The organism is Vibrio sp. 10N.247.310.98, from assembly GCF_041467395.1.
In the GTDB taxonomy this organism is placed as follows: Bacteria; Pseudomonadota; Gammaproteobacteria; order Enterobacterales; family Vibrionaceae; genus Vibrio; species Vibrio crassostreae_C.
Genome location: NZ_JBFSUL010000005.1, coordinates 1 through 25691 on the forward strand (window position 1 = coordinate 1; position 25691 = coordinate 25691).

General features: G+C 41.2%; 31 protein-coding genes and 1 pseudogene. 20 read left to right on the top strand and 12 right to left on the bottom strand.

Translation table 11 applies throughout. The features are described 5' to 3' along the window. Positions 1-499: 499 nt before the first annotated feature. Positions 500-1369 (top strand): hypothetical protein, encoded by an 870-nt coding sequence (locus AB6E78_RS03270; protein ID WP_372129426.1) that lies wholly within the window; start codon positions 500-502, stop codon positions 1367-1369. Positions 1370-1468: 99 nt separating this feature from the next. Here the strand turns inward: AB6E78_RS03270 and AB6E78_RS03275 are convergent. Continuing rightward, positions 1469-2668: pseudogene (locus AB6E78_RS03275) on the bottom strand (IS4 family transposase). Positions 2669-2726: 58 nt separating this feature from the next. Between AB6E78_RS03275 and AB6E78_RS03280 the strand changes: the two are divergent. After that, a complete protein-coding gene (locus tag AB6E78_RS03280; protein WP_372129427.1) occupies positions 2727-3848 on the top strand; it encodes a DUF4917 family protein in 1122 nt (373 codons plus the stop codon). A gap of 31 nt (positions 3849-3879) precedes the next feature. Here AB6E78_RS03280 and AB6E78_RS03285 read toward each other — a convergent pair whose 3' ends face one another. Further along, the gene (locus AB6E78_RS03285; protein WP_372129429.1) at positions 3880-4836 is read right to left on the bottom strand and encodes an IS110 family transposase; all 957 of its coding nucleotides are present in this window, start codon (positions 4834-4836) and stop codon (positions 3880-3882) included. 349 nt (positions 4837-5185) lie between these two features. Between AB6E78_RS03285 and AB6E78_RS03290 the strand changes: the two genes are divergently transcribed. Both AB6E78_RS03290 and AB6E78_RS03295 read left to right on the top strand, forming a co-directional pair. After that, positions 5186-5743, top strand: a complete 558-nt coding sequence (locus AB6E78_RS03290) for a hypothetical protein (protein ID WP_372129417.1) — start codon at positions 5186-5188, stop codon at positions 5741-5743. A 381-nt stretch (positions 5744-6124) separates the two neighbouring features. Beyond that, positions 6125-7060: a hypothetical protein gene (locus AB6E78_RS03295; protein ID WP_136987131.1), complete on the top strand. Its 936-nt coding sequence runs from the start codon at positions 6125-6127 to the stop codon at positions 7058-7060. A gap of 31 nt (positions 7061-7091) precedes the next feature. Here AB6E78_RS03295 and AB6E78_RS03300 read toward each other — a convergent pair whose 3' ends face one another. Continuing rightward, positions 7092-7457 (bottom strand): hypothetical protein, encoded by a 366-nt coding sequence (locus AB6E78_RS03300; RefSeq protein WP_081231404.1) that lies wholly within the window; start codon positions 7455-7457, stop codon positions 7092-7094. Between the two features lie 175 nt (positions 7458-7632). Here AB6E78_RS03300 and AB6E78_RS03305 point away from each other — a divergent pair, with 175 nt between their 5' ends. The 11 genes from AB6E78_RS03305 (at position 7633) to AB6E78_RS03355 (ending at position 14431) form a co-directional block, all read left to right on the top strand. Beyond that, complete coding sequence (locus AB6E78_RS03305) at positions 7633-7851, top strand: hypothetical protein (RefSeq protein ID WP_136987130.1); 219 nt, start codon at positions 7633-7635, stop codon at positions 7849-7851. Between the two features lie 217 nt (positions 7852-8068). Beyond that, a complete protein-coding gene (locus tag AB6E78_RS03310) occupies positions 8069-8812 on the top strand; it encodes an excalibur calcium-binding domain-containing protein (protein WP_136987133.1) in 744 nt (247 codons plus the stop codon). Between the two features lie 418 nt (positions 8813-9230). Beyond that, a complete protein-coding gene (locus AB6E78_RS03315) occupies positions 9231-9629 on the top strand; it encodes a LexA family transcriptional regulator (protein ID WP_154723900.1) in 399 nt (132 codons plus the stop codon). Between the two features lie 8 nt (positions 9630-9637). Next, a complete protein-coding gene (locus AB6E78_RS03320; RefSeq protein WP_136987129.1) occupies positions 9638-10897 on the top strand; it encodes a Y-family DNA polymerase in 1260 nt (419 codons plus the stop codon). Positions 10898-11019: 122 nt separating this feature from the next. Continuing rightward, complete coding sequence (locus tag AB6E78_RS03325) at positions 11020-11211, top strand: hypothetical protein (protein WP_081231411.1); 192 nt, start codon at positions 11020-11022, stop codon at positions 11209-11211. A 139-nt stretch (positions 11212-11350) separates the two neighbouring features. After that, positions 11351-11647 carry a hypothetical protein gene (locus tag AB6E78_RS03330; RefSeq protein WP_133152402.1) on the top strand — a complete coding sequence of 99 codons (297 nt, stop codon included), beginning with the start codon at positions 11351-11353 and terminating at the stop codon, positions 11645-11647. After that, positions 11619-11840, top strand: a complete 222-nt coding sequence (locus AB6E78_RS03335; RefSeq protein WP_086715480.1) for a hypothetical protein — start codon at positions 11619-11621, stop codon at positions 11838-11840. The genes AB6E78_RS03330 and AB6E78_RS03335 overlap by 29 nt, the downstream gene beginning before the upstream one ends. A gap of 107 nt (positions 11841-11947) precedes the next feature. Next, positions 11948-12115, top strand: a complete 168-nt coding sequence (locus AB6E78_RS03340) for a hypothetical protein (protein WP_170964551.1) — start codon at positions 11948-11950, stop codon at positions 12113-12115. 135 nt (positions 12116-12250) lie between these two features. Continuing rightward, on the top strand, positions 12251-12490 hold the full coding sequence (locus AB6E78_RS03345; RefSeq protein WP_372133647.1) for a hypothetical protein: 240 nt from the start codon (positions 12251-12253) through the stop codon (positions 12488-12490). Between the two features lie 50 nt (positions 12491-12540). Continuing rightward, positions 12541-13089, top strand: coding sequence for a hypothetical protein (locus tag AB6E78_RS03350; RefSeq protein WP_102561101.1), 549 nt, complete (start codon positions 12541-12543; stop codon positions 13087-13089). A 73-nt stretch (positions 13090-13162) separates the two neighbouring features. After that, positions 13163-14431, top strand: a complete 1269-nt coding sequence (locus AB6E78_RS03355) for a phage integrase Arm DNA-binding domain-containing protein (protein WP_372133645.1) — start codon at positions 13163-13165, stop codon at positions 14429-14431. Positions 14432-14575: 144 nt separating this feature from the next. On the opposite strand, the gene AB6E78_RS03360 is transcribed toward AB6E78_RS03355, so the two are convergent. After that, positions 14576-15700 carry a tyrosine-type recombinase/integrase gene (locus AB6E78_RS03360; protein ID WP_372129418.1) on the bottom strand — a complete coding sequence of 375 codons (1125 nt, stop codon included), beginning with the start codon at positions 15698-15700 and terminating at the stop codon, positions 14576-14578. Between the two features lie 329 nt (positions 15701-16029). Between AB6E78_RS03360 and AB6E78_RS03365 the strand changes: the two genes are divergently transcribed. The 5 genes from AB6E78_RS03365 (at position 16030) to AB6E78_RS03385 (ending at position 19409) form a co-directional block, all read left to right on the top strand. Continuing rightward, positions 16030-17163: a hypothetical protein gene (locus tag AB6E78_RS03365; RefSeq protein WP_372050550.1), complete on the top strand. Its 1134-nt coding sequence runs from the start codon at positions 16030-16032 to the stop codon at positions 17161-17163. Positions 17164-17239: 76 nt separating this feature from the next. Then, positions 17240-17536: a hypothetical protein gene (locus AB6E78_RS03370; RefSeq protein ID WP_372050549.1), complete on the top strand. Its 297-nt coding sequence runs from the start codon at positions 17240-17242 to the stop codon at positions 17534-17536. Between the two features lie 469 nt (positions 17537-18005). Next, positions 18006-19031, top strand: a complete 1026-nt coding sequence (locus AB6E78_RS03375) for an EAL domain-containing protein (RefSeq protein ID WP_372129420.1) — start codon at positions 18006-18008, stop codon at positions 19029-19031. Positions 19032-19037: 6 nt separating this feature from the next. Next, positions 19038-19181, top strand: a complete 144-nt coding sequence (locus tag AB6E78_RS03380; RefSeq protein ID WP_154723897.1) for a hypothetical protein — start codon at positions 19038-19040, stop codon at positions 19179-19181. A 54-nt stretch (positions 19182-19235) separates the two neighbouring features. Then, positions 19236-19409 (top strand): hypothetical protein, encoded by a 174-nt coding sequence (locus tag AB6E78_RS03385; RefSeq protein WP_154723896.1) that lies wholly within the window; start codon positions 19236-19238, stop codon positions 19407-19409. A 74-nt stretch (positions 19410-19483) separates the two neighbouring features. Here the strand turns inward: AB6E78_RS03385 and AB6E78_RS03390 are convergent, their stop codons facing one another. The 8 genes from AB6E78_RS03390 to AB6E78_RS03425 form a co-directional block, all read right to left on the bottom strand. Then, positions 19484-19720 (bottom strand): hypothetical protein, encoded by a 237-nt coding sequence (locus AB6E78_RS03390; RefSeq protein ID WP_136987187.1) that lies wholly within the window; start codon positions 19718-19720, stop codon positions 19484-19486. 493 nt (positions 19721-20213) lie between these two features. Further along, positions 20214-21131 carry a hypothetical protein gene (locus AB6E78_RS03395; RefSeq protein ID WP_136987186.1) on the bottom strand — a complete coding sequence of 306 codons (918 nt, stop codon included), beginning with the start codon at positions 21129-21131 and terminating at the stop codon, positions 20214-20216. A 225-nt stretch (positions 21132-21356) separates the two neighbouring features. After that, a complete protein-coding gene (locus AB6E78_RS03400) occupies positions 21357-21539 on the bottom strand; it encodes a hypothetical protein (RefSeq protein ID WP_154723895.1) in 183 nt (60 codons plus the stop codon). 17 nt (positions 21540-21556) lie between these two features. Beyond that, positions 21557-21835, bottom strand: coding sequence for a hypothetical protein (locus AB6E78_RS03405; RefSeq protein ID WP_154723894.1), 279 nt, complete (start codon positions 21833-21835; stop codon positions 21557-21559). Positions 21836-21986: 151 nt separating this feature from the next. Further along, a complete protein-coding gene (locus AB6E78_RS03410; RefSeq protein WP_081231368.1) occupies positions 21987-22202 on the bottom strand; it encodes a hypothetical protein in 216 nt (71 codons plus the stop codon). Between the two features lie 89 nt (positions 22203-22291). Further along, on the bottom strand, positions 22292-23635 hold the full coding sequence (locus AB6E78_RS03415; protein WP_154723893.1) for a hypothetical protein: 1344 nt from the start codon (positions 23633-23635) through the stop codon (positions 22292-22294). A gap of 3 nt (positions 23636-23638) precedes the next feature. After that, a complete protein-coding gene (locus AB6E78_RS03420; RefSeq protein WP_136987184.1) occupies positions 23639-25060 on the bottom strand; it encodes a hypothetical protein in 1422 nt (473 codons plus the stop codon). A 91-nt stretch (positions 25061-25151) separates the two neighbouring features. Next, on the bottom strand, positions 25152-25691 hold a 540-nt coding region (locus AB6E78_RS03425), incomplete at its 5' end, for a hypothetical protein (RefSeq protein ID WP_372133642.1).

Genomic DNA, 25691 nt, shown 5'->3' on the forward strand with positions numbered 1-25691 from the left:
TTTTCTCACTATCCTAAGTCTAGATTGCTAAGGAGGGAGTGGATTCCATACATCATTTTAAGTTGGTATTTAAGTGTGTCATCCTATTTAGAATTTGACTTACTTTTCTTTATGCCAAAACATTCAACTATATAGCCAAATTTGCTCGGCACTCTAGAATCCATCTCTTGTGAATCTATACAGTTTATTGGGGGTGAATTCGGTTTGAGTATGAAAAATGGCTTGTTTTGCCTAGAACCCAGTATCGTTTTACCGATAGAAGATTTAATAAGTAATTGTTAATCATAGGATTAGCGTTTATCTTCCTAAGATAACGCGCATTGTTAAAAGTGATAACACGCAAGCTAGTTTTTGTGTAAAGACAGAGTGCGAAATGTGAAGTATATGCATTAAATTCCATTGAGTTATGATAGCTTGAATGAAAGTTAGGCAAGCGGAAAAATGAGCGGGCCTGTTATTAACAATGTTATGCGCTTAAACAAAATCAAGGATTTGAGATTTGATTCTAGGAACGAAAACATTAGAAAAGCTTCGCATTCTTATCAACGAAGAAACAGAATACCGAAATGGTCCAAGAATAATCCAATTTTTCAATGAATTGGGCTTTAGTGATAGCTACGGACAAGGTTTCCCTTCACGTTGGATGTATACCGATGAAAGGCTTGCTACAATAAATGGCACGCCAAATATTGATAAATGCATTAGAAATTTATTCTCACCTGTTAGTTTCATTGAGAACCCAGAAAAGCTCGACCAACACATCTTAGAATTTAATAAGTATCTTGCTTTCGATAAATGGAAAGTTGTAAGAAATAATGCAGATATCTCATTTCAAAAACTAGATAAAGTTGAATTTACTACCCCCAAGAAGGCTAACGACGAAGAGGGCTTTCTTAATCAAGAATTTAATGATTTGAAGCTTTCTAATCTTCAATTAGATAGCACAATAACAAGCGTACTTGAGTATCGGATAAAAGAAATAGAGAGTTGTTTTTCTGCAAATGCGCCTCTGTCAGTCATTCTTATGGCTGGTAGCACACTTGAGGGTATTTTACTTGGTGTCGCAACTAGGAATCCTAGGGTTTTTAACTGTGCTAAAAGCGCACCAAAGAACAGAGAACAAAAAGTAAAACCATTTCAAGAGTGGTCACTTGCAAACTTTATTGATGTCTCAAAAGAAATAAGTTTGTTGCAACATGATGTTCATAAATTTAGTCATGCTCTTCGAGGTTTTAGGAACTACGTTCATCCATTCGAGCAAATGAGTACAGGGTTTAATCCTACAATGCATACAGCTAAAATTTGCTTGCAGGTATTAAAGGTTGCTGTACATCAAATCAACGAAAACAATAGGCGTATCAGCGCATAACAAAGCAATTAAGTCGGATTCATGAACGCGTGCCGACTCGCTTACGCTCAAACATAGCACGCGTTCATTCACCGCTTATTGCGGCGCTGACGGATCCCCTCATAATTTCCCTAGTCCTACGTTGTGTGTGAGCCTTTGATATTCGAACATTCCCCATTGATATTGGGATTCATTAATTTGATATCGCCGATGATTTCGTACCTCTCTCCCTAGACGAGGTATAGATAGAACTCGGCGGTGTTTAATGCTGTTGGCTTGGAAGTCAAAATGCCATTTGGCCTGTACTGCAATTAGGCCATTCCACCACATCAAGATTTCAGCGAGCAACGCAATAAGAAGCAGGATATCTAATCGCTTAGTACAACGAGTTCTGTTGTGACGAAGTGCGATCCCATAGGCGGTACTCTTTAGATCTCAGAATGCTTCTTCTATTTGCATGCGCTTGGCGTACAGGTTGGTAATTTGTACTTCATTTAAGATATGTCTAGGGATATTGCTCGCGAGTAACCACGGCTCCTTTGCACTGCGTTGATAGAGATGTGTAGCGGAGTGTTTTTGGCTGGTTCTGCTATGGCGCTGTGCTTTTCTGCCTTTTTCTAATCCCTTATAAACATAGGCTTCACAAGATATCGGTGATCTCTTTGCTAATAAGCAGTGGCCAAGATATTTGGGTTTATGGACAGCGTTTGGATAAAAGGTTTTATTTGAGACCCAATGTTTTTGAGGTAGTTTGATTGATACTTCACCTCGGACAAGACCTAACCAAAACCAACCTTTCTCCTGAACTTGGCGGAACCAAGTATTTCTAAAACCCGCATCAGAAACGATGATCGGACTGACTTTATTCGGCAAAATACTCTGCAATTTATCGAGGAATGTTTGGTGACTTTTCGGTGAATTTTATTGGCCATACTCAAAAACTTGTTCAAAGATTGTGATGGCTCGACCATCAAGTGCAACGGATGCTCTTAACGTCATATAACGAAGTTGTTCACGAACATCAGACCAATCAACAAGGATCACAGGGCATGGGTTAGCGCCCGTTATTAAGTAGGCATGCCATTTATAGATAAGGTCTTTTTCACGATGTAGTTGGCGATTTCCAAGCAGTCTATCAACGCGTTTGATCGCATGTTTTACCGTGGTATTAGTTTCCAGTTTCCGACCTAGTTTAGTCAGCGTTAAATCTGAACCGTCAAGTACACTTTTTGTAGCAAGTATCAGAGAACTAACGCGTTTTTTGTGAATGGAGGGGCATTGGTTTTGTATGGTTTGTTGTAGAATCTGAATGTCGCACATTGTTAACCCACTTGTTCGAAATGTGTGTTCAGCGATATTCATTAGATCAAAGACGGTGATGCGCGTCTACCTCATTGTTTTTACGCCTGATTATGAGGGGATTCGCAAGATTGCGGCGTTATATTTTTATCGAGAGGTCAAGATGGGTAGTAAGCTAAAGACATATAATGAAGTTAAAGAATACTTAAGAAAAAAAGAACGAACAGCTCATTTACTGCTGGGCAATGGTTTTAGTATGGCTTATAACCACAAGATCTTCTCTTACAACGCGTTGCATCAATTTATTGAAAAACAAGAAGATCCATTGATAACTTCGCTTTTCGATATAGTGAAAACTAAAAACTTTGAGTTGGTGATGCAGCAACTTGACAATTTTTGTGAGCTTATAGATGTATTTGGTTCAGATAATGACTTGCTAGACAAAGTTGAAACAGCTAGTGAACGATTAAAGGAAAGCTTAATTGATGCAGTTGAATCATTACATCCTGAACATGTTTTTAAGTTGCAAGAATCCCAAATAGATAAATGCTCCGCGTTTCTATCATTTTTCACCAATAATGATGGTTCAGTATTCAGCACTAACTATGACTTATTGCTTTATTGGGTCCTTATGCGGAAAGGTGCTAAAAATGCAATAGATGGCTTTGGGCGAGATCGTGAGGATGATGGTGGTTATGACGATGAACCTGAATACTCGGAGCTTAGGTGGGGCAATAATAAAAGCAATCAAAATATTTATTATCTCCATGGAGCATTGCCTATCTTTGATGAAGGAGTGCACATTACTAAAGAAGAGTACACTGGTACAAAATACTTGCTTGAGAACATCAAGCGCAGGATAGATCATGGTCACTATCCTGTATTTGTAGCCTCGGGTAATGGTGAAGAAAAACTTGAGCATATCCTTCATAACCGATATTTAACATTCTGCTATGACTCATTGTGTGAAATTCAAGGATCATTAGTCACCTTCGGATTCAACTTTGGTAAGTATGATTACCACATCATTGATGCTATAAACATCGCAGCAAAACAAGGCAGACGATCTGGCAACAAACTTTTTAGCGTTTATATTGGCGTATACAGTGACGATGACAGAAAGCATATCGAAAGAATTAAGGATAAGTTTAAGTGTAAAGTGACTCTATTTGACGCCGCAACTGCGAACGTATGGGCATAAAAAATATAACAAGAGACTATGGCGTCAATAGCTAATTTTTGGCGCTATTGTTATCCCACATAACACCGTCTCTTAGCATCGAATTTAGTATTACAACCATCTTTCTCATACAGGCAACTATCGCTACTTTTTTTGGTTTTCCTGCCGCAAGTAATCGTTCATAAGTGGCCTTAAATACTGGGTTGCATTGTATGGCGGACATCATTGCCATGTATAAGACTGTGCGAACTTGGGCACGTCCCCCCTGGATCATCCGCTTACCTTTGAGGCGTCCACTTTCTCTTGTTATTGGGGCGACACCGATAAGAGAAGACGCTTGCTTATTGGTGATGAAACCGAGTTCAGGAACATTACTGATGATAGAAGCTGATGCTATTTTTCCTATTCCTGGCATGCTTTGTAGTATCTCATTTTTAGCTTGGTATTCAGGGCAGGTATCAATGAGTTTTGATATCTTTTCTTCTACCTTGACGATCTGATTTTTCAGAGCAGTTAAGATCGGTTTGATTGAGGATGCTAAGCTCTGAGGTAAAATTTGTTGTCGGTTTTTTTCCATTGTTTGCATGGACAGTAACTGGTTACGCCTTGTGACTAAGTCACTCATTAGCCTTATGTTTTCACTCTTTAGCTTGGTCAATTTAGGTTGGATAGCTTCCCCAAAGTGAGCAATAAGAGCTGCATCTAGGCGGTCATTTTTAGCTCTTCGTCCAATGGCTCCAGCAAATCTTTTTACGTGCAAAGGGTTAGCAATGACGTATGGAAGTTTTGCTTTGTCGCAGGCAAATATGAAAGGCATTTCCAATCGACCAGTCGCTTCGATAACCACGCGGCTAGGGCGGTGCTTAGCGATAGTTTTTACCGCTTCGTTGATGCCTTTTTCATTGTTGGGGACAGTGAAGTAAATATTGAGAGGACGGATGTAAATGTCTAATTGTGCTTTGCCGGTATCAACGCCGACATTAATGTTTTGAAGTGTGTTTGTATTCATAATAAGCTAACTCTTGCTTGCAAATGCGGGCTCGAGACCCAGAAGACTATTCGAGTGTGGTGCTTGGAGTTCTATCTGGCGTTCGTACTTGTTATCGGTCTCTCGATAGAGGAACCAGCATTTAATCGAACTACCAGATAGAAGAACTTTAGTTGCAGCTAAAGTCTGGGTCTCACCTTACCCGATTGGAGCGCTTATTATCCATACAAAGCATTTAAGACGGATTCCCAACGCTTGGCATTTTTGGTTTGCTTTGAATTTAGTGTTTACGGCACAATCGTTTAGGTTCAGTGGTCTGCGTTGCTCACAACTTAATGCGGCTACATGGACTAATTCAGAGGAGTAAAACTTGGTCAAATATGTTCTAGGAATAGTTACAGGATTTACAGCAACTATTTGGTATGTTGCTTTAGATCTTAATTTTGAACTTGATAGTAGTTTATCGATTAATGTCGTAATAGCGACAGCGACTATATTCGCAACAGCGATACATTATGACTCAGTTAGGCAGCAAAAGAGAGAGAGGGTTTGGGAAATTAATAAAGAAAATTTACTCAGTCTTTCTAGAGCACTTTCATCTGAAATGAAAAGAACAGCACTATATGCCGATAGAGCCTTTTATATTGAACAAGGTATACCTATCGATGACTCTGAGCTTGATGATTCTCCTGATGCATACAAAAAATTCAAGAAAGTAATTGATGAATCTTTGGATGTATATAAACCATTACTAAACAAAGAGTTGATTGAGGCTATTGAAGCCTTCCAAAAAGAAGATCGAGAAATTGATATAGCCGTTGAGAATGATGCAATGAGTGTTTTCGAGGCTTATGATGCATTACATGCAGAGCAAAAAAAACTACATTCGACAGTAAGTGATTTCATTAAAAAAGTGTCCGCCATTTAGCACATAACAAACTGATCTGCTCCAGAGGTACTGGACACTCGAGTAAGCGACTTTCCATACTTTTAGTTATTCATGAAATGCTAAATTAGTAAAATCACTAAAACGTTTATGTCCAGAAACGTGTTTGAATGGGGCCGATCAATCTGTGGATGCCCAAGACAACCAGTATGATACTTTATTACTCAGTTGTAGCGTGACTCAGACTTTGTAGTAGGAATTAGTATGAATCTTTATTTCTGGGTGAGTATCATTTAGAACGGTACAAACAGGGTTACTTGACTGCTTAGTATGAAACTTTATTCCTCTCCTACAGGATATGAAAAAAAAATTTTGCGATCTCGGAAAAATTAAGTAGGTTTAAATCAAAAGGAATACATTCTTATGTTAAAACCAACTTTCACGCTCTTAACTGATTACGTAATGAACGTCATCACGGTAGTTATTCAAACCCTGAAATACATCATTCCGACTCTGTGTATCTTACTCAGCTGTTATTTTGGTGATTATGTGTTCATAGTCGCAATGGGCGTCTCACTCGTACAGGCGAAAGCCATTAGAAACATCGCCTATGAAAAGATAGTGCTCGATGATCCGACGCACATGAACCTCTCTATGTTTCATTCCGAATATTGGCACCGTTTCTGTAAGACGGCCAAACTTATGACGAAGTTCTCTGTTTTTTATCTACTCTTGTTTGCACTTGATTCATTCAATTGGAACGACACCTTTATCAATAAAAATTATAGCGAGAACCTGGCCTTAGAGAATCTATGGCCTTGCTTATTATCGGGCTGGAACTATGCTCTTGTCCTATTGGTAGCGTTCATGACTTGGGTGATAATGACACCGATAAAATTAGTATTCGGTAGCACCGAGATATTGATGCTGGAGTGGTATCCGATCACTAATCGTTGGAAACATGCATCAGATATAACCCTCCATTTGGCAGACCCTTACAAACCAATAAAAGGCAAAAAAGACCAACTGATCAGAGAAATGACGATGTTTACTAGCGCATTGAATGGTAGTGGATTTTACTCACTCAGCGTCAACACACACGTAATTAGTGGGAAGTTATGGGAGCTACTAAAAATAACGTTAAGTGATGCAGTCATCGATGTGAACAAGAAACGTAAAAATTGGCTCGACTTCACCGTGTATAAAGTAGCTATCTACGTCAATCACTGTGGCCTCAAGGGAAAATCCTATCAACAGTATCGTGATCTTATAGGTAAGCAGAGGTTTGAGAATAACCACATCGTAAAAATTCGCTTCAATGAAAAGCCGATAAAGCGAGAGTCGGTCCTGATTAAATAGCGTGTATTAAAAGGCTCTGATTGTTAGATCCTTATTCATACATCAATTTGTCGAAGTCTTTGAGAATCGTCATACCGTAGCTGGTCAATGACAGCCAACGAGGACGTCTTCCTGAAACGGGATCAATTCCCATTGCTATTAAGTCATATCTCGTCATATTCGTGACGTTGAAAATTGGAAGAGAGGATTTCTTGTTGGCATGTTTAACCAAGTCACTGAGAAATTGATACGAATCCTTACCATCTCTATTGACCCCGTAGAGCTCTGCTATCTCGGTCATAATATTGCCATTTCGAGTGGCATCAATCAGTACGAATGTGGACAGGGAAACATCATATTTGTTTGCTAGGACACGAGACACGTATTGAAGACCACCAGGTTTGAGCTGCTTAGACATCTGTTAACTTCCTGAAATTTCGATATAACAATAGATAGCCTTAGTAATATCTAATATTCCGCTACTAACAGCAACACACAATACCGGTTGAACCACAACCTTGTGATGACAATGTGCTTAATAGAACACATCGATGTTGTATATCTAATCCAAAGCCAATTGAAGGAACTGAGATATGCAAACGAAGCAAGGCGAACTGACATTTAATACTGGTAGAGGTTATGCACCTGATGGACAAAGAATTCATGCGACTATTATCGATGATACTGAAGTAACACTTCGTGTGCGATTTTCCGATAAAACGCGTGGGATAGATGGCGAAGTACAAGTGCTTGAATTCACCGAGACTGCCATTATGCGTGAGTATGATTCCGGTAACTATACAGAGGTGTAATGGCCATGAATACAACAACACCAAGTAAGGTTCACAACAAGATGAGCACTCAAGAGATGGCCGCATATATGTTGGAGTCGGGAGTGCATTACACTGCTGCAAGTTTATCAAAAGAGTTGGGTATACGTGGACTTAAAAAGGGGCAGCGTTTGTGGTCCCAGATTCTATCGGGCTGCTGGTCTTAGTGACAATGTAACGTAAATAAATAGAGAACGTTATGATGGGGATTATTCGCAGTTCAATGTATTTGGTTGTTTTACTTGCTTCGTTTTCATCACTGGGAAATGAAATGTGGCGTGGGTTGGTAGTTAAGGAAGAGCATCGATGTTCACCATACGATAAGAAAAGCCAATACCCATATCCCGCTTCAGTAGAGTCAGCGATAGTCGATAGTATGGGAGGTCAGATTTATGGCCCTTATACTGGCACCTACTACCAATCAACTTCAGAGACAGACATCGAACACATCATTGCAGCCAGTGAAGGGCATGACAGTGGACTCTGTGCGGCAAGCCCTGAAACAAGAAAAGCATTTGCAACAGATCTATTGAACTTGACCCTAGCATCCCCAGCTGTGAACCGTTGTAGTTCTACTGGAAAATGTGGCTTGGACGCTGGCGAGTGGTTGCCGCCAAGAAACCAATGTTGGTTCGCGTTGCGTGTCATTGAGATAAAAACTAAGTATGGCCTTAGTGTAAATCCAGTCGAAGCGAACACGTTGGAGAGTGTTATCAATAATTGCCCGTCTTTTGAAATGGTGTTCTATGCACCTGCTGGAAGCGCTCCAACTAAATACGTCACCCAATCTACGGGGCATGCGTTGTCCTTGTATGATGACAACAACAACGGACGTATCACTTGTGCCGAAGCTCGAAATCATGGGATTGCACCAGTAACGGCTCATGACCCGGCATACGCATTCATGTCTGACCGAGACGGGGATGGTGTTGTGTGCGAGTAAACGATTTATTGCTGGCGAGACTGAAGTTTTGCCAGCGTTCTCTTTGATAACTTCCGACCCACAAAAACAAACAACCCCAAACAGACTAGACCTACGCCAGCACCATAGTCATTGAAAATGTGGACTAAAGCTAACCAAGCGAAAAATAGTACAACAACTAATATTGCAAACCTTACTAATGGCATAGTGACCTCTTAACTTTCCCTTTGATTTAAACAACTTAACATCGTTTAGGTGAAACCTAAATATGCACAATATCATATTATGTTATTGTATATAGGCTCTTGTTCATAATGTCGCCCTCTCAACCTCTGTCTCACCTTAAATTCTATAGCGCTAGTTACCTACTGAGACATTCTCTTGCCTTTTATCTAGATTCGGGGCTAGAATTGTACTGTATAAATAACCAGTATAAATTATGAATATATTAACTTATCCAGTGAGTGCAGGCGTGGTGGGTTTTGAGTCCCCAGCTGCAGAATATAAACAACTGGAATTGAGCCTTGATGAATTGCTGGTGGAACACCCGTCATCAACTTTTTTAGCGCTGGCACAGGGAGATAGCATGCAAGGAGTTGGGATTTTTTCAGGTGATGTATTGATTGTAGATCGAGCCCTTACTGCGAAAGACCACGATATTATCATTGCCAATCTAAACGGTGAACTGGTTTGTAAAATTCTAGATATCAAAGGACGTCGCTTGCTGAGTGCGAATGAATCAATGAAGCCGGTAAGAATTGATGAACAAGACTCCTTCGCAATAGAAGGGGTATTAGCGAGTTCCATCAGACTCCACCGTGTATCAACTATGTTTTAGGGTTAAGCATGTATTCATTAATAGATGGCAATTCATTCTACAATTCGTGTCATCAAGTCTTCAGACCTGATTTACGTGGAAAGCCGGTTATCACCGTCAGTAACAATGATGGTTGTGCCGTTGCGGTAAACAATCAAGCGAAGGCGTTGAACATTCCAAAGTTCGAACCTTACTTTAAAATCAAGGCATTATGTGAGCAACATGGCGTTACAGTCTTCTCATCTAACTATGAACTGTACTCCAGTTTGAGCTTGCGGATGATGCAAGTGATTGCACGTTTTGGACCTGAACAACTGATCTATTCAATCGATGAAAGCTTCCTAAATCTGGACAAGTGCATAAACATTCCTTGTTTACGAGAGCATGGGGCCGCAATTCGAAAAGCAATATGGAAAGAGTGTCGGATCCCGGTCTGTGTGGGAACCGGCCCGACGCTCACCCTCTCAAAATTAGCCAACCACGCAGCGAAAAAACTCCCTGGTTATCAGGGGGTATGTGTTTTAGATTCAGTGAAAGAAACCCAACGGGTTCTCCAGGCTATTGATGTGGGTTCAGTTTGGGGGATTGGTCGCAAGCGAACGAAAGCATTGCAATTTATGGGGATCACTACCGCAGCGCAACTAGCAAATTTTTCACCTTCAAAAGCGAGAAAAGAATTCGATGTCGGTGTTGAGCGAACGATACGGGAGCTCAATGGTGAAAAGTGTATTCCATTCGACATAGCAAGAGCAGACAAACAACAAGTTTTTTCTACCCGCAGTCTGGGTAAGCGCATAACGGAATTCGATGAGCTTAGACAAGCTATCAGTCTGCATGTGGGCATTGCCTCGCGAAAGATCCGTGCTCAACAGTCACTTTGTAAAGTGTTGGTTTGCTTTGCAGGAAATTCACCTTTTGACGAAAAGCCGGTTAGTTTCAAAGCGATTCACAAATTTGAGTACGCGACAGCTGATGTGGATACCTTAACCAGTGCGGCCTGTGCTCTGGCCAAAACACTCTACAAAGAAGGTGTTCAGTACTACAAAGTCGGTGTTGGGCTGATTGACCTCGTTGACGGAAGACATGAGCAAGCTGACCTATTTAACCCACAACCCAATAATGCAAAGTTAATGGCTTCGTTTGATCAGATAAACGCAAAGTATGGAATGGACACTATCTTTCTGGCTGCGCAAGGAACACCTACAAGACAGTCTTGGGGTATGCGCCGCGAAATGCTGTCTCCGCAATACACCACTAAATGGAGCGACTTACCTAGAATCGCCTGCTAATTTCTACCCACCGCGTTTGTGATACGCAATCTATTCTCCAATTCAAGCTCTTTATTTGAACATGCCTGTATCGGGTTGTTGGATACTGAACTCAGTAGTACTTAACAAAGTAGAGAGCAAGAATGGCAGACACGCTAAAAGACCCGTTTATAAGGCAACGACTCCCCTCGAATTCTAAACCAGCATTCGATGACTGGATTGCGCACGTTCCTGTGGGTAATCAGCTGCCGCGAGGCAAGTATTTCCAATCTAAGGTCACAGTACCTAAGCACCAGTCAGACGAAACAGAATTGCAGTTCAAACCTTCCCGTTAAAGGCAAAGATATGACTTCAATAAAAATCGTTTCTACAGCTCAACGGCTTTACCAATGTCGTGAACAACAAATATTTCTTTCAGGAGAGCAGGGGTTCATTGAAAAATATGAGAAATGGTCCCCTGTCATACGATTAACGATGGCCAAATTCAATTGTAACGAGTTACATGCCCTGGTCAGAATCTTAGAGATCACTGAGAAGCGACATGACTCAGGCATGTTTACTCATTTGTTGTCGGCAGTAGCTTGCGAGATGTGCGAACCGACTATCACCGTTAACACAAACCACACGACTGAATTCAAAGCCGGAGTCATGGCAAGTAGAAAAGGGGAGAAGTTTAACCCTGATTGCCATATCGAGTGGCAAGAAGGCTATATCCGTGAGCAGTTAAGGAGAGTCGCCAATAATGCGCAAACTCAAGTACGATCTCACTGACTACATGGGACCTGTTGATAAAGCGTTGCTCAGGTTAAGCATCCTAACCATTGGGTCGCATGTAATGATAGTTACTGGCTTTAACGGGCAACTTTTCGGCCTCGTTGAAACCTTACTCACCTTGGGTTTCGTTGCGGCAGTGGCGACAATTGCCTACAAACAAAAACGTAAAGATCGAGAAGAGCACCTTTGAGTTCTTCAGTCTGCTCTAGCGTCGTCTAAATATTGAAACTCGATACGAAGCTAAATTGGGAGTCTTGGGATGTATAACAAACTCACAGTTAATCTTAGGAAGATAATATGAAGACAGTGACAGAATTGCACACAATGAATGTCGCTCTATATTGCCCTCACTGCGGAGAAGTACAAGATGGTTTTTGTGGCAATCCTGCGGGTGGTGAATTTGAATGCGACGATTGCCATAGGCCATACAAAGTCCACTCTGAAGCCGATATCGAACATAGATAATAATATAAGCATGTGTCTTAAAAATCAGTTAGGAACCTGTTACTCATCACTATAGAAACGCACATATTAACTGACGGGGCTCGTATGAAAGTACACGAAAATACGACGAATTTACCCTCACGGTGGGTGAATGCAATGTTTATATTCATAACATTAATAGCGATGGTGGCAGGCTACCTATCTGAGCTAAGCAATATCTATGGAACATTTGTAGTGCTGCCCTTTGCAACATTAACAACTTGGTCGAGCTACGCCAACGTTACCTTTTCAACACATACCAAATTGTGGTGCTACCTTTTTGGAATTATGACTTTCTGGTCGTTTATAGTAGTCAGCATTAACTTCTTCTTAGCGGTAACCAGTACCTCGGTGTAATTTAATACCCACCAATGGACATCGATTGTCAGATCAATGGAGAAAGCAAGATGCTTAAAAAAAGAACGATAAATGATGCGATGTCAATAGTATGTATTTTCTTATTTCTGGAGATACATTACCTGCATTTCATGACTGACCAACCAGAGCTGTATGACAACCTAAAAAGCTTAGTAGCTATGGTTCTGGTCATTCCGCTCATTAGTATTGCTTGTCGTATCGATCTCCTAGCCAACAAAAAGGTACTCGCCAATCCAGCTGTGATTCATCTAACAACACAACAATGCGAGTTAATGTGGCAAGGAGAAGAGTTAAGTAAAATTTCAACGATACCAGTAAAGCAACTACTCTTAGATAATCCTGATAGTTTCGCGGAGCTGGTGGGTTCGATGCTACGGGAAGCAAAGCAACCTGGGCTTACATTGAAGCCTTTGTTAATCGTTCACTCAATGCTTGAACTGACGAAGTTAGAGGAAGAGGAACTTAAACGTTTGCTTATGGGCATTGGTGCAGCGAAAGTCGTAGTAGTTGATGAGCCTGAGCAAATAGAGGCTGCCAGAAAAGCGACAATATTCCCTGACTTATTTGGCGATGCATAACGTAATCCAGTATGTAACAATCGAACGTAACTAAAAGGAACGACGGTTATAAGCTCACCTTCGTAATATAAATATGGGTACAAAACGAACTGATAAACACAAAGATTTACCGCCTTATCTTTATCGATATCAACACAAAGATGGCAAGGTACGTTACCGCCTAAAGCTTGCGTCAGGGAAATTCTACTCTTTCCCTGTAGGCACGAAGAAACTTCACGCGATCATTGAAGCGGTTAACTACAATATCAAGTACCGGTCTATGGAACAGCTCATAGAGAAAGCACACCAAGCTTCATTACCGGCTCTCGATAGCGTCCCAGATAAGCCACGACACACTTCTTTAAACGACTTCAATATTCCTTTAGAAAAAGCACTGAAGAAAATCTTTCCGCTAATCAAACGAGAAGAGCTTTCAAAAGGTACGATGGAGAAGTACCAATTACTAATGAAGAAGCTCTGTGCTGATTTAGGAACGACACTTACCCATGAATTAGACTTGCAAATGATGAATGTCTTCTTAAATACTCATTACGCTAAATTTTCAGCTCAGTGCTACAACAACAACCTCAGTTTGATCAATAAAGCGTTCAGTTATTTAGCAGATCAATCGTATATACCTGATAACTTCATGCGCAATAAAAAACGTCTTCGGGTCACTAAAAAAGAACAGGTTAAAAAGCGTCAAAGACTAACACTAGAAGAGTTTGAATTGATTTATCAAAGCGCACCACTCTTTCTTAAGGTGGCAATGGCATTGACGTTGGAGACGACGCATGCGATCAATGAAATATGTCGTATCAAATACAACCTACGTTCACCAAGAGATAACCGTTGCGGAATTGTCTGGAATGAGGATAAGCAACCTGTAATGGTTGATGGCGTAAAAATTTATGGTTACTTGTATATACATAGGCAAAAAGTCTCAAATTCAGAGGCATCCAGAGTAAAAATCCCTGTCACACAGTCTATCTTTGACATTGTGCAGATGAGTTATACAGACCGTATACGCTGCCCTTATATCGTCCACATGAAACCAATACAAAGACAAAGAGGCGTTGCTAAAGATTGTGACCATATCTACCAAGTCCAAAGTCATTACCTAAGCAAGCAGTTCAGCAAGATACGTGACAAAGTTGGTGTCAAATCGCACTTACCAAGTAACCAAAGACCGACGTACCATGAGATTCGTTCCTTAGCGGCACGAATGATTGAAAAGAAAGGCTTAAGTGCCACAAAGAGGATGGCTCATAGCAATTCAAAAACAACGGAGATTTATACGAAACCTGATCAAGCCGTATGGAATGAGTGTGAGCCAGTTTCTGTATACCCGAACGACAACTAAAGAGATATAGCCAGCTTTTTCAGTAGTTTCAATTTGAGGCATAAAATGCAAATGCCCCAAGCTAAAATCAATATAGAGAAATTCAACCGACTCGGCGGATAATGAAACCCCGCAGCTGTCAGCTGCGGGGTTTCAAAAGACTGGTTATTTTCGTCCTCTAGATGCGCGTTTCTGTGCCATTGCACCATCTTTTGCCAATATTCCGCGACCGTACCTCATCACCATAGCCGGTGTGGACCAACGTCCAGCTTGCTGTACTTGCAAGATGGTGTATCCATCGGTCAATAAATCCTGACACGCGCCAACTCTTGCACTGTGGCCAGTAAAAGTGGCAATACCAACCTTGCCCAAATTAAGCGCTTCCCATGCTTTATTGAAGATCTGCTCGATAGTCCATGACGTCATTTTCTTATGTTTTTTGCCGCTTTCAGGGTGGGCTGGGTCGATTAACTTTGGTCTATATGGCGTGTTGTGTCGGCTCACACCGACGAACAAGAAAGCTTGTTCATCTGTGTCATCAAGCCCTGCTAATTCTACGTATTCATGAATAATATCAACAGCTTCTGGACTAAACACCACTGTATCTGGTTCGCCACTATGATTAGATTTCGTGATAGGGATAGTCAGCAAAGCCGTTCCGTCACCTGGGTACTCTAAGTGACCAAAACGGATGTTTGCGATTTCCGACGCACGAAGTAGGGTTTCATAAGCAACAGTCAGCAAAGCCAGATCACGACGATACCGTAGGCTAGGGGAATGACGCCACAATTCGGTTATCTTATCTAAGTGTTTCTCTCGAAACGCTGAAGCCTGTACAATTCGTTCACCCGCCTCAACTTTTCTTCGAAAGATACCGGCCATCTTGTCACGCACGATTTCATCAAGAAATGGATCCGGACAACCCGAGATACGATGAATTTTTGAGATGGCCCACGCATAAGATCGATTTGAGTTACGGTGTAAGTCGTCGACCTTATCTTCAAAGAATAATTCGATGGTTTCTGCGGCTGCTGGCAATGGGTGATGTTCATGCTCGTGACACCATTTCTCAAATCGTGACCAGTTGCTATAGAGTTGAGAAAGTGAGTTCTTAGCATAACGCTCTTCACGTTTATCGAACTCTCGCAAAAGATGGTTAATAGCATCTTGAATTTTTTGGTACTGTTCGTTCGATGTACCGTGCTTTCGTGCGAGCATGATCGCCTGGTGAACATGTTCTGGCCTTAAACGGGAAAAGTCCGTATGAAGTGAGATTTCAGTGCCGACCATATCATTTCCAACTTATGCTTTCGTAGTTCGTTACAGTCTAACCAATTCCATGCATTTTTTCTAGATCACATATAATTGTAATTATCTGAGATCTAGAAAATGTGCAATTTATGGCTTTAAATCTACGCGTGATTATCCTGACATTCAATTTATCTGAGTTAATTACAGTGTCACTTTTATTGGAGGGTAGGGGGGCTAAAATTCTAACAACAACGCATCCAGTAAATGAACGGTACATTTTTACCGTGCTTCGCTTCAAACGACAATTATCGAACATCGAACAGGTGTTCGTTCGTTCTGGACGTTCGACCAATGTTCGATTAAAATGAATGACATCGAAATCTGAACTTGAGTACCATCTAATGAGCGACATCAGCACACAGAAAGACCTTACCGCAGATCAACTACAACGACGCCAACGTGTTTTTGAAATTTGTGATTCGCTCTTCGTTAAAGGCGAGAAAACCAGTGTTCGCAATGTCTTATCAATGATGCCGGACGTTAAATCTACCTCCACGATTAACGTGGATGTCCGTGAATGGAACACTCAAGCTAAGAACAAACGAATGGACCTCTTCAGAGAACGAGGCTTTAGCGATGAATTTGTTGAATTGTTTTCAACTGAAATCACTCGATTAAGCGCCGCTAAAGATGCAGAGCACAATGCCGAAGTTCTCATGTATAAAGATGAAGCAGATCTGGCCAATGAACTCCTTTTGAAGACGGAGGGTGAGCTGGAGTTAGCCGGTGTTAAGCTTGAAGAATCAAACACTACAATTTCATTGAAAGACAAAGAGATAACCAAGCTTACAACCGAACTTGCGCAAAGCGAAAAGAACTGTGAAGGTATTGAACAACGGCTGACGGATGAGATTGGTGGCTTGCAGGACAAGTTGAATAATCAAAAAATCGATCTTGATAAGGCTCAAAGCCAAGTGGCCAAGACTGAGGTCAAACTCGAAAACCAAGAGACACTAATAGGCAACTTAGAAACTCAGCTCAATGAATGTCGAAACAAGATATCCGAACTAAGTGACACTGTGACTCAGAAATCCGGAGAAATCATCAGGTTCGAAACTCAGGCTCAGGGCGATATTCAACTGATCAAAGAATTACGTGAGAGTCGAAACAAATTCAGCACTGACCTAGCAGAAGTTGAAGCGGAATACATTACAACAAAATCTGAAAACGCACGCCTAGCCAGCGAGTTAGAGCAAGCAACGATAAGGTTTGGTACTGCATCAGAACGACTAACCTCTCTATCAGATCAGTTTACTGAGCTACGTATGTCTAACAGTCAAAACATTAGTACCATCGAAAGACAAGGTGCCTTCAGTAGCCGCCTAGAGGATGATGTTAAGCGTCTTACTCAGCAAAACGAAAGTCAAAAAGAAGAACTAGCGAATAACCAGACCATCATCAAAGAACTTGAGGCCAAAAACCTTCAATTGGGTAACAATTAGGTCCTATTCATTCGACACTCATTTTTCTATTAGATGGTGTACAACCATATGTGTACTCATCTAACTGGAGAGAATTATGAGAGCGACAGCAAGCTTGTGTGATGTGTTCCAGGACACTAAATTTTCGGCAATCAAAGACAAGCTCCAAGACATTGCAGAAATCAATCAGAAGTTTCATGAGCAATTTCCCCACTATGGCCATCAACTGCGTGTTGCGAACGTCAACGGGGGCAGCATAGCTATTGAAGCCCCAAACAGTATGGTACTGACGCGTTTAAAGTTCGATAAGCAACAAATTCTTGCTTGGGCTGAGAAGATTGATTCAACAATCACTAACTTGAAACTGTCCGTTAACCCTACTCTTTATAAGTAGTGAGGATCAGAGATTCATGACGAAGGATCAGTTAAGCGGCGAAAATCGATTGTCTATTTGACAACAATGCAGCTCGTCCCACCTAAGATGAGTTTGTGGCAATATAATGCGCCATGACAACGTATTGACGAATCCACATGAAAATGTGGCAGAGTGAAAGTCGCCTAACAGCGACTTTTTCATTTCTACAGTAAGTTGCTCTACTCTATTGAGTCGTTCAAAAGATTCTATACATCCGATGCTTGAACCCTGCAGACTTTAAACCATTCACTCAAATCAACTTTGTGTATTTATCCACCAGCAACTAACAAATTTTGTGGATATCTAACTACCCTATAGAGCTCAGAGGCTTAAAACCGATATTTGTACAATCTATGTATGAATTTAAGGGCCTTATTTGCACACTTATCATTAATATTAGAGTTCAATTGATTGGGACATGAAATGAACCTAATCGAGATAAGTAGCTATGACTAACTCAATACAAAATGAATATGCGAAGGAAAGGAACGTACTTGCGATATCTCTGTGTATGCCTTTACTAGCTGCCGCTTGTCTAGCTGGGCTCTTGATTGGAAAAGGTAAAGTAGAGCTTTCTATCTTTCAAGAAGTAAGCGTCATTATGGCGTGCAGTGGGTTTATCATTGGGATCATCTTTGGCAATCGACTCGTTCTAACTCAAATGCAAAAAGTAATCACGATTCGCGAGAGAAATAACCAAGTACTGCGTATTAACACTGCTTTAGATAATGGTGACATCAAACCGTATTTTCAAAGTAGAGTTTCACAAACAAGTGGAAAGATAACGGGCTGTGAAGCACTGGCACGTTGGGAATGCCAAGGTTGTGTTATCCCACCTGCAGAATTCATCCCCTTCTCGATCAAAGAAGGCTTGATTTCAGAAATAGACACCGAAATCGCTGTACAAGCCATCGAACAATTAAAGGTTTGGCTGATAACAAATAAAATCACTGACGATTTCACTTTATCGTTTAATGTTGCCGCCGACACTCTACAGTGTACTGATTCAATCAAAAAAATTGCCAATGCTTTGAGTACAGTGGTCAATGAAAGGATATCAATAGAAATAGAGATTACAGAACAAACAAAAATTGAAACCAATGACATGATGCTCAGAAATATCGAGCTCCTGAAACAGTCGGGAGCCGATTTAGCTCTGGATGACTTTACTGCAGGTCACAATAGTATGACTATGTTGACGACCATCAAGTTCGACACAATCAAGTTCGACAGAAGCCTCATTACCTTTAAAGTCAATGATACAAGATCGCAGGAGATAAGCATTAAAGTGCTAGAAAACTTTGTCATCCTGTCTAAGCAGCTGGGGTTGAACACCACTCTAGAAGGGATAGAGACACCAGAAGCACTACAACTATACCAATCTTCAGGTATAGATAGTTTTCAGGGCTTTTTATTTTCAAAGCCCTTGTCTTCCAATGACTTCGAACAACATTATACTAATTTCAACCATTGACACACGATGCCTAATGGAAGTTCCAAAGGTGGATTGGTCAATGTCAGTGGTCGTTTTGTATTGGCTCATGGTGACGCAAGATTAACGCTATCCGCTAATGAAGTAGAACAAATGACTAACTTGATTACCAACGCGTCTTGGTACGGCTAACGTAGAGGGAAAATGATGATAAAACGTATCGAATTTAATGTTTTAGGATGTGGTATGAACACGAGAACGTCAGCTAACGAACTTCTTGTGGATGTCGCACATGAGCGATTGAATAACTGGTTAGTTGAACAAGCAGTTTCTATTGTCAGTATTGAATCTATTTATGAGACTAAAATTGACACTGGCGACAGTAGATTTATTTGCCTACGACTTTGGTATGCTGACTAAACTGTAACCCACCACTAAGGCAAGAAAAGGAAAAAGTAACTGATGACCGAACTGGTGGGTGCTTTCAAAAACGTTTAGTTAACTGGCTCACTATCTTGAAGATCAGCCTTCACCGCCCCATCGACCAAGAGTACAGACACCGAATAAATAGACTGTTCAATGTTGCCATCTTCATTCATCCGTTCATAACCACCGATAGTCTTGTCCCCGTGCTGTTCTACCAATTGGCTCAGGGATTGTTGGTTCAAACTGCCCTCGCCTTCTTGCACTGATTCAGACGCGACAACTGACACAGAGACAGTGAAAGACATTGAGGCTACCAAAAAAAAAGCAAATTTCGAATTCATACATTTAATCTCTAATGGTCAAACATACTTGCTATATACAACAATTTACGAAAAGTTTAGTTCTTGCTATAGCAATTAGACACATGGCCAGTATGAAATATCTGAATTAAAGCGTTATCGCTCTTGGCTGTCCATATTGTATACCCAAATGAACTGGGCCTAGCTTCTAAAGACCAATCGCTTTGGATCTCATATACGAACCTTGGTGTTTTTATGAAGGTGAGTAGCGAATGGCGATAGTAAGTTTCAACCGTGTCCTCTTTGATTTCTACAAATTCAGTCCAAGACAGGCAGACGGCAAGTAGGCAAAGAGATATCACTTCTTGCACCGGTGGGTGGTAACTATGGGATGAGCTGACCAGTGAGGTGTAAAACATAAACCCAATAAGGACAATGACCCAGCCTCTTACGAAATTTAAAACAGGCACCGTCGCTTGATATTTTGCATTAAAAATAGTCATTGAATTAACTCCGCAATACGTTGATAAGAACCTGGAACCTTACGACTAAACCAATCGTAACGATGTACTTTTTGATCTCGGCTAAATACGTAATCTTGGCTTTTGGTTTTGGTCCACACTGCAACCACCGATTTCGATTTGAATTCATCACTCAGAAACTCAATCGCTCTCGGGGTCATAAAATTTGGATTGATAAAATATGCAGATAGGCCCTTAGACCAACACATATCTATAAACAGTGGATCATCTGAGACAAACACTCGCTTGGTTTTGTTAGTGCCTTTTGTGTAAGACCGGATGAATGGTGATCTCGCGGAGCTGTATCCATTGAGTTTAATGAACACTAAGCGACCTTTGTTAACGAACAATAAGATGGGTTCGCCTTGAAACTCAGTGATGGCATCAATAACGGCATTGGGAACCCAACCGTTAACAGCGTTCACATATTCGATAAATTGTTCAGCGTCTGGAATACAGGATAGATGGTCAGGCACATTGCGTTCATCCACTGAAAGCCCCCACTCTTCCACTTCTTTTGGCAAGACTCTCATTCTCGCGATGTCCATAACGATATCCGTGAATTTGATATCTTCAGGTGTGAGTTCACGGTAAATGTCAGCAGGTATATTCAAACCGGCTAGGCGACATAATTCTATAATGGCGCGATGTGGTGTTACTGAGTGGTCGTTTGAATAGGCGTCGATAATCGAAGTAGGTCCACAAGACTCACAGTTGAAACTGCCAGTGCCTAAAAAGTGGGTCCCCTTGTTTCCACAGGAAGGGCATAACAACTCGACCATTTCACCAGCACCTAATCTGGGGACCAGGTGACCAAAGGCTTGATCGATTGTTTCTTGGGTCATCTTTGGGAATAGATGCTCTTTCAAATATCCATTAACTAGATCGGAATCCATACGCATCTCCGTTTCATTCATTTACACCGAAGGTAGTAAAGAAAGAATGGAGCAATAACGCGATAAAATGGTTAAATAATGAAAGATATTTGGATGTTTATTAGGTGTGAAGGAGTAAAGAGGTGTCGAGGTAATGAAGATTGAGACTGGATAATTAAGTTTCCATTTTAACCTTTAGAGTAAAACTGTTGAATGTAGATCGCTTCAAACAGCATAATATTTTCCCTACTTGTTCGGTTTGTTTATGCGGTTATAAATCAATGCACCATTAAATAACGCGACACCTATCGCTACAACCGTCATCAACATCAGAGGCAATTGAGTTGTTCGAGTAGCTTCGTAATCTGTTAGTAGAACCCAGACCAAGAACGCGAACGCAATAACTACCGAAATTACTATTTTTGTCATTAACGCATTTTCCCCCATTAGCTGATTACTGGTAAAAGGCTAGTTTTTTTAAACCTTTCCATTTCCGATACTGGCACATGAAAATCTATCTCCGGAGGGTTATTTTTAGCACCGTTCATTTTGAACTGTACTAAGTGGTATAACGCTCGGTCATCAGCAGGTAAAACATGAAACTCACCTGTAGATGGTAGTTCGATGCTACAGCAAGCCACACCATCAAAAATCAAGATCATCGGAGTTTCAGGGCTGTTCGGGACAAGGGCTATTTTGAACCCTGTAAAGTCATGTGTGTCCATTTAATACCCCTAAGCTACAAAATCCTGTTTAAATTTTCTGGTCTACCAGATCTATCCCAAGGAACGTATAACCATCGTGAATGTTCGATTTGGTCTAATATCAATAGCCCTCAAAGAAGCACATTGAAGGGAATGCAACGCGCAGCAGTCATTAATCATCGTCACCTTCAAAGGCTTTGTCTCGATCCATCTCATTTGAAAGCCAATGAACATATGGAAGACCTCCAAACAGTTTGTCTTCTTCTCTTTCAGGGGATGAATGACGATGAGATACGCCACGTCTCCTTACTCCAGAATTTTTGCGTCGGTTGTTCTGCATTCTATTGCAAAAATCATCGTGGCTTTGTTGCTCAGTTCTTCGTGACATATTGTAATCTCCTGTTGTTGCATATTTTAGTTATACAACAAAAAAGCTACTAATGAATATGTTCCGTACCCAAATTGGGGGGAATGTATTTAGAAGTGTTGTATTGCTCGGTCTAGACAGTCGCCGGTATCCGCATTACAACCGATGATCACATTCTCACGGTATCGCGTTGAATCGTTGCCAAAGGCTGGCAACATTGCGCCCTGTGACACCCTACGAGGCTTTTTCTGGTGGGTAGCATCAAGTAAGCCATTGATATCCATATACGCTTGCCATTGCTTAGGCGACATCTGAGCGTATTGTTCCGGTTCTATGCCAATAGTGAGACGACTGGCCGCTGACCTACTAGCCGACATCGCAAAGTGTTCTATTTCTTTATCCGCCAATTCAACTGAATATTGGTATTCGAATTTGTCCCAAATACAGTAAGAGTAACTATCCACTTTTGTTTCTTTTGGTACAGGTTCACCCTTGAAGCTACCAACTCGTACAAATCTACTTTGTGAATAAAGCGGAAGCGTAAGTTTCGTGTCACTTTCATATAAAGCCTGTAGAACCGGTGAATGAAATTCAAAGGAGTTCGGTTCAATACAAAGCTGTCGCACTTTTAGCTGGTGGCCATCATCAAAGTGATTTCCTAGACTGATGCGAGAAGAAACATTTCCTTGATGCACCACTCGGTGGTACATGTCCATTGCATAACCGTTACTATCTATAATTGCAGCTAAACGAGAATCAAAGTCATGATTGCCATATGAGCTACCTCGTGAACGTAATGTAACCTTCACTCTGTTACTAGAAATGCGCTCGATACCTTCAACTTGAGTAAAGATAATGAAATCCGAATAATGCCGTGCAATTTCAGTCACAATTCGCATTGACTTAATATCACGTTCCACCAACTTGCTCTCATGAAGCTGCAGCTTTAGCGAATTAATCAAATCAGACTGTTCACCACGTTTACTCAAACTCTCGATCTGAGAAGACAACATCGTAATGCGCTTTCGAAGAGGATGACCAGGCTCCCTATGATATTGCTCCAGACTTCTTCTTAAAACTTCATCATTCTTTATCATTTCAAGCTGAGACTGGAACTCTCTTCTGTCTATATCCACATTGACTGTCAGTGATACACATTTAAAATCAGCACCAGTGCAGTTATTCACTGATTGACTAACTACATCCACATCGGCTACTAGAGGTAGTAGAACCTTCAATGTCTCTAGATAAGTTCCGTTATAACTTTGACTCGTCTTTACATAACCACGTAGATCCGCTTTAGAGACAGCTAAAAACGCAGCTTCATCTTTCAATTGCTGAAACAGAGCCTGCGTTACTTGCTCGCTCGGAACTACGCGCTCTACAGTTGCGTCGAATGGCTTTGCAGTCACTAGGCTAGACATTAGAAACAACAAAATAAACATACGTCCCATACATCACTCCTCCACTGTTAACGAACTCAAAGCAGTACCATACCCTGCGGTCTGTAAGCCCACGTATGGAACAACAAGAGGGTACGTTGGTTGATAGCGCTCAATTCTGAATGGGTATCTCATTCCGGCTGCGACTTTAGAGAAGGCAACATGGGGTTCGCCATTAAGCATCAACATGAATTGTTTAGGGGTTATAACCTGTGAAGAACACACCGCATCAATGCATCCTTGTCGGATCGTATTAATCTCATCTGTATAACGTGACTCTATCCATGCTTTATCAAAGTTGGAATCAACGAGAAGCCAATCATCAATATTCGTTTCATCCCCATGGAAATCCGTGGCTACCTCCCGGATACGAACAGTACTAAACACCGTCACATGGGACCCCAATAAAGTTGCCTGTTTTGTATCTTTAGGAAACACCAATTCTCCATTAAGCAATTCACAATAGGTTGGTATCCCTGAACGCTTGAATACTGAATCAGATTCGGAACCTTTTTCGTAATAGTACCCACGACCTATATGGACTATCTTTCCTGACACGTTGATTGCTACTTCTGGCTCTCGGTGAAACAACTGAGCTGTTGTCAGCGATTGATGTGATAAGTAATCATCTGCCGATGCGAATAACATGCAATGGTACTTAGCCCTAAATTCGACCTGCTCTATGGACAGCTCTGGGACACTCATCTTCATAGTCACATACCGAGTATCAGAGATTAAAGATGGAACGGCTTTTACCAGATCATTCATCTTCTCAGAACCAGGTAGGACAAACGAATAGGCAATGTACTGAGACGTTGATGGCTCACCTATTGAGTCAAACACAGGCACCTTATTCAGCTTAACTTCTTGTGGAACGAACCCCGTATCCTTAAATATCGTAGATACCTTGATACGTTTAACAAGCTCCTTTTGTTCCTTTGCTCTGAGCCTTAACCACTGAGAATAGATTCCGTCTTCTGCGCGGAACTCAATTGGTAACCGAGAGTGGCGTGACTCTATCAATGTAAATTGGTTTAGCTGCGCACTTAGTACATCTTTGGGCTTTGACTCAAGTTGCGACATGCCACTAGCACTGTTATGAAGGCTTTGAGTGATAGCCTTAGCAATTTGTTTATCGACTATCAATTTAATGGTTGTTTCTAAGCAAATGCCAACATCGCATTCAACTTTATCCTGAGCTAAGACAATAAGTTTCTGAATGGATGGCTGGTAGGAATACACAAGTCCATATTTGTCTCCCTTGGAAATGGTTTGCTCAACTCGTTCCAATGCATCAACTTTAGCGGCTTCCACACCTAAAGCTTCTAAGCCAACCGTAGTTTGCGCATCCATGATTAATAAACTTCTCCCTGAAACCTCATATGCTTCAGAAACGAACGACATGATCATCAATGCGATTGTGGAATATATCTTCATTCGGAAACCTAAAAAAAACCCTATTGGAGTTTGTATACACCAATAGGGTTTAGTTATTAGAAATATCGATTAAACGTCATCAATATGGGCATTATGTTAGTTTTGTGTCTTGATCATAATTCACGTCACCATCGATTTCTCCTACTGAACCTCCCAAGCCAACTACAGTATCAAGCTTGTCGCCATTGATAATTTCATCGGCGTCCATTTCAAGATTTGTCTTGTCGCCAGTAGTTAAAGCTGTCGCAATATCCAACTTATTAGAGTTGTCTCCTAAGTTTGCGTCAGACGTACTTGGGTCCATATGTCCATCGTTTGGAGCGTCAAATCCTGTTGATGCTAGTTGAGTACCACTTTCTCGCATCATAGAGTCATGTTCTGCACCATCGTTAGGTGCTACCGATGTGTCAAACTGGTTAGGAGTATCCATCGCTACTTGCGTACCCGATAGCTCAGTGCTTTGCTGCTCTTCGGCTCCAGATACTGGCGCTTCAAAGCTCGTTGACGCCAAGTGTTGTTCACCCTCGCCCATAGTTGAGTTCATTTCTCCACCACCATTTGGTGCTACCGATGTATCAAACTGGTTAGGAGTATCCATCGCTACTTGCGTACCCGATAGCTCAGTGCTTTG

Excerpts from the sequence above, each read along its gene's own strand:
- AB6E78_RS03280 (WP_372129427.1), top strand. The coding sequence starts at position 2,727 with ATGCGCGTCTACCTCATTGTTTTTACGCCTGATTATGAGGGGATTCGC.
- AB6E78_RS03285 (WP_372129429.1), bottom strand. The coding sequence starts at position 4,836 with ATGAATACAAACACACTTCAAAACATTAATGTCGGCGTTGATACCGGC.
- AB6E78_RS03295 (WP_136987131.1), top strand. The coding sequence starts at position 6,125 with ATGTTAAAACCAACTTTCACGCTCTTAACTGATTACGTAATGAACGTC.
- AB6E78_RS03300 (WP_081231404.1), bottom strand. The coding sequence starts at position 7,457 with ATGTCTAAGCAGCTCAAACCTGGTGGTCTTCAATACGTGTCTCGTGTC.
- AB6E78_RS03305 (WP_136987130.1), top strand. The coding sequence starts at position 7,633 with ATGCAAACGAAGCAAGGCGAACTGACATTTAATACTGGTAGAGGTTAT.
- AB6E78_RS03310 (WP_136987133.1), top strand. The coding sequence starts at position 8,069 with ATGATGGGGATTATTCGCAGTTCAATGTATTTGGTTGTTTTACTTGCT.
- AB6E78_RS03315 (WP_154723900.1), top strand. The coding sequence starts at position 9,231 with ATGAATATATTAACTTATCCAGTGAGTGCAGGCGTGGTGGGTTTTGAG.
- AB6E78_RS03320 (WP_136987129.1), top strand. The coding sequence starts at position 9,638 with ATGTATTCATTAATAGATGGCAATTCATTCTACAATTCGTGTCATCAA.
- AB6E78_RS03325 (WP_081231411.1), top strand. The coding sequence starts at position 11,020 with ATGGCAGACACGCTAAAAGACCCGTTTATAAGGCAACGACTCCCCTCG.
- AB6E78_RS03330 (WP_133152402.1), top strand. The coding sequence starts at position 11,351 with ATGGCCAAATTCAATTGTAACGAGTTACATGCCCTGGTCAGAATCTTA.
- AB6E78_RS03335 (WP_086715480.1), top strand. The coding sequence starts at position 11,619 with ATGCGCAAACTCAAGTACGATCTCACTGACTACATGGGACCTGTTGAT.
- AB6E78_RS03340 (WP_170964551.1), top strand. The coding sequence starts at position 11,948 with ATGAAGACAGTGACAGAATTGCACACAATGAATGTCGCTCTATATTGC.
- AB6E78_RS03345 (WP_372133647.1), top strand. The coding sequence starts at position 12,251 with ATGTTTATATTCATAACATTAATAGCGATGGTGGCAGGCTACCTATCT.
- AB6E78_RS03350 (WP_102561101.1), top strand. The coding sequence starts at position 12,541 with ATGCTTAAAAAAAGAACGATAAATGATGCGATGTCAATAGTATGTATT.
- AB6E78_RS03355 (WP_372133645.1), top strand. The coding sequence starts at position 13,163 with ATGGGTACAAAACGAACTGATAAACACAAAGATTTACCGCCTTATCTT.
- AB6E78_RS03360 (WP_372129418.1), bottom strand. The coding sequence starts at position 15,700 with ATGGTCGGCACTGAAATCTCACTTCATACGGACTTTTCCCGTTTAAGG.
- AB6E78_RS03365 (WP_372050550.1), top strand. The coding sequence starts at position 16,030 with ATGACATCGAAATCTGAACTTGAGTACCATCTAATGAGCGACATCAGC.
- AB6E78_RS03370 (WP_372050549.1), top strand. The coding sequence starts at position 17,240 with ATGAGAGCGACAGCAAGCTTGTGTGATGTGTTCCAGGACACTAAATTT.
- AB6E78_RS03375 (WP_372129420.1), top strand. The coding sequence starts at position 18,006 with ATGACTAACTCAATACAAAATGAATATGCGAAGGAAAGGAACGTACTT.
- AB6E78_RS03380 (WP_154723897.1), top strand. The coding sequence starts at position 19,038 with ATGCCTAATGGAAGTTCCAAAGGTGGATTGGTCAATGTCAGTGGTCGT.
- AB6E78_RS03385 (WP_154723896.1), top strand. The coding sequence starts at position 19,236 with ATGAACACGAGAACGTCAGCTAACGAACTTCTTGTGGATGTCGCACAT.
- AB6E78_RS03390 (WP_136987187.1), bottom strand. The coding sequence starts at position 19,720 with ATGTCTTTCACTGTCTCTGTGTCAGTTGTCGCGTCTGAATCAGTGCAA.
- AB6E78_RS03395 (WP_136987186.1), bottom strand. The coding sequence starts at position 21,131 with ATGGATTCCGATCTAGTTAATGGATATTTGAAAGAGCATCTATTCCCA.
- AB6E78_RS03400 (WP_154723895.1), bottom strand. The coding sequence starts at position 21,539 with ATGACAAAAATAGTAATTTCGGTAGTTATTGCGTTCGCGTTCTTGGTC.
- AB6E78_RS03405 (WP_154723894.1), bottom strand. The coding sequence starts at position 21,835 with ATGGACACACATGACTTTACAGGGTTCAAAATAGCCCTTGTCCCGAAC.
- AB6E78_RS03410 (WP_081231368.1), bottom strand. The coding sequence starts at position 22,202 with ATGTCACGAAGAACTGAGCAACAAAGCCACGATGATTTTTGCAATAGA.
- AB6E78_RS03415 (WP_154723893.1), bottom strand. The coding sequence starts at position 23,635 with ATGGGACGTATGTTTATTTTGTTGTTTCTAATGTCTAGCCTAGTGACT.
- AB6E78_RS03420 (WP_136987184.1), bottom strand. The coding sequence starts at position 25,060 with ATGAAGATATATTCCACAATCGCATTGATGATCATGTCGTTCGTTTCT.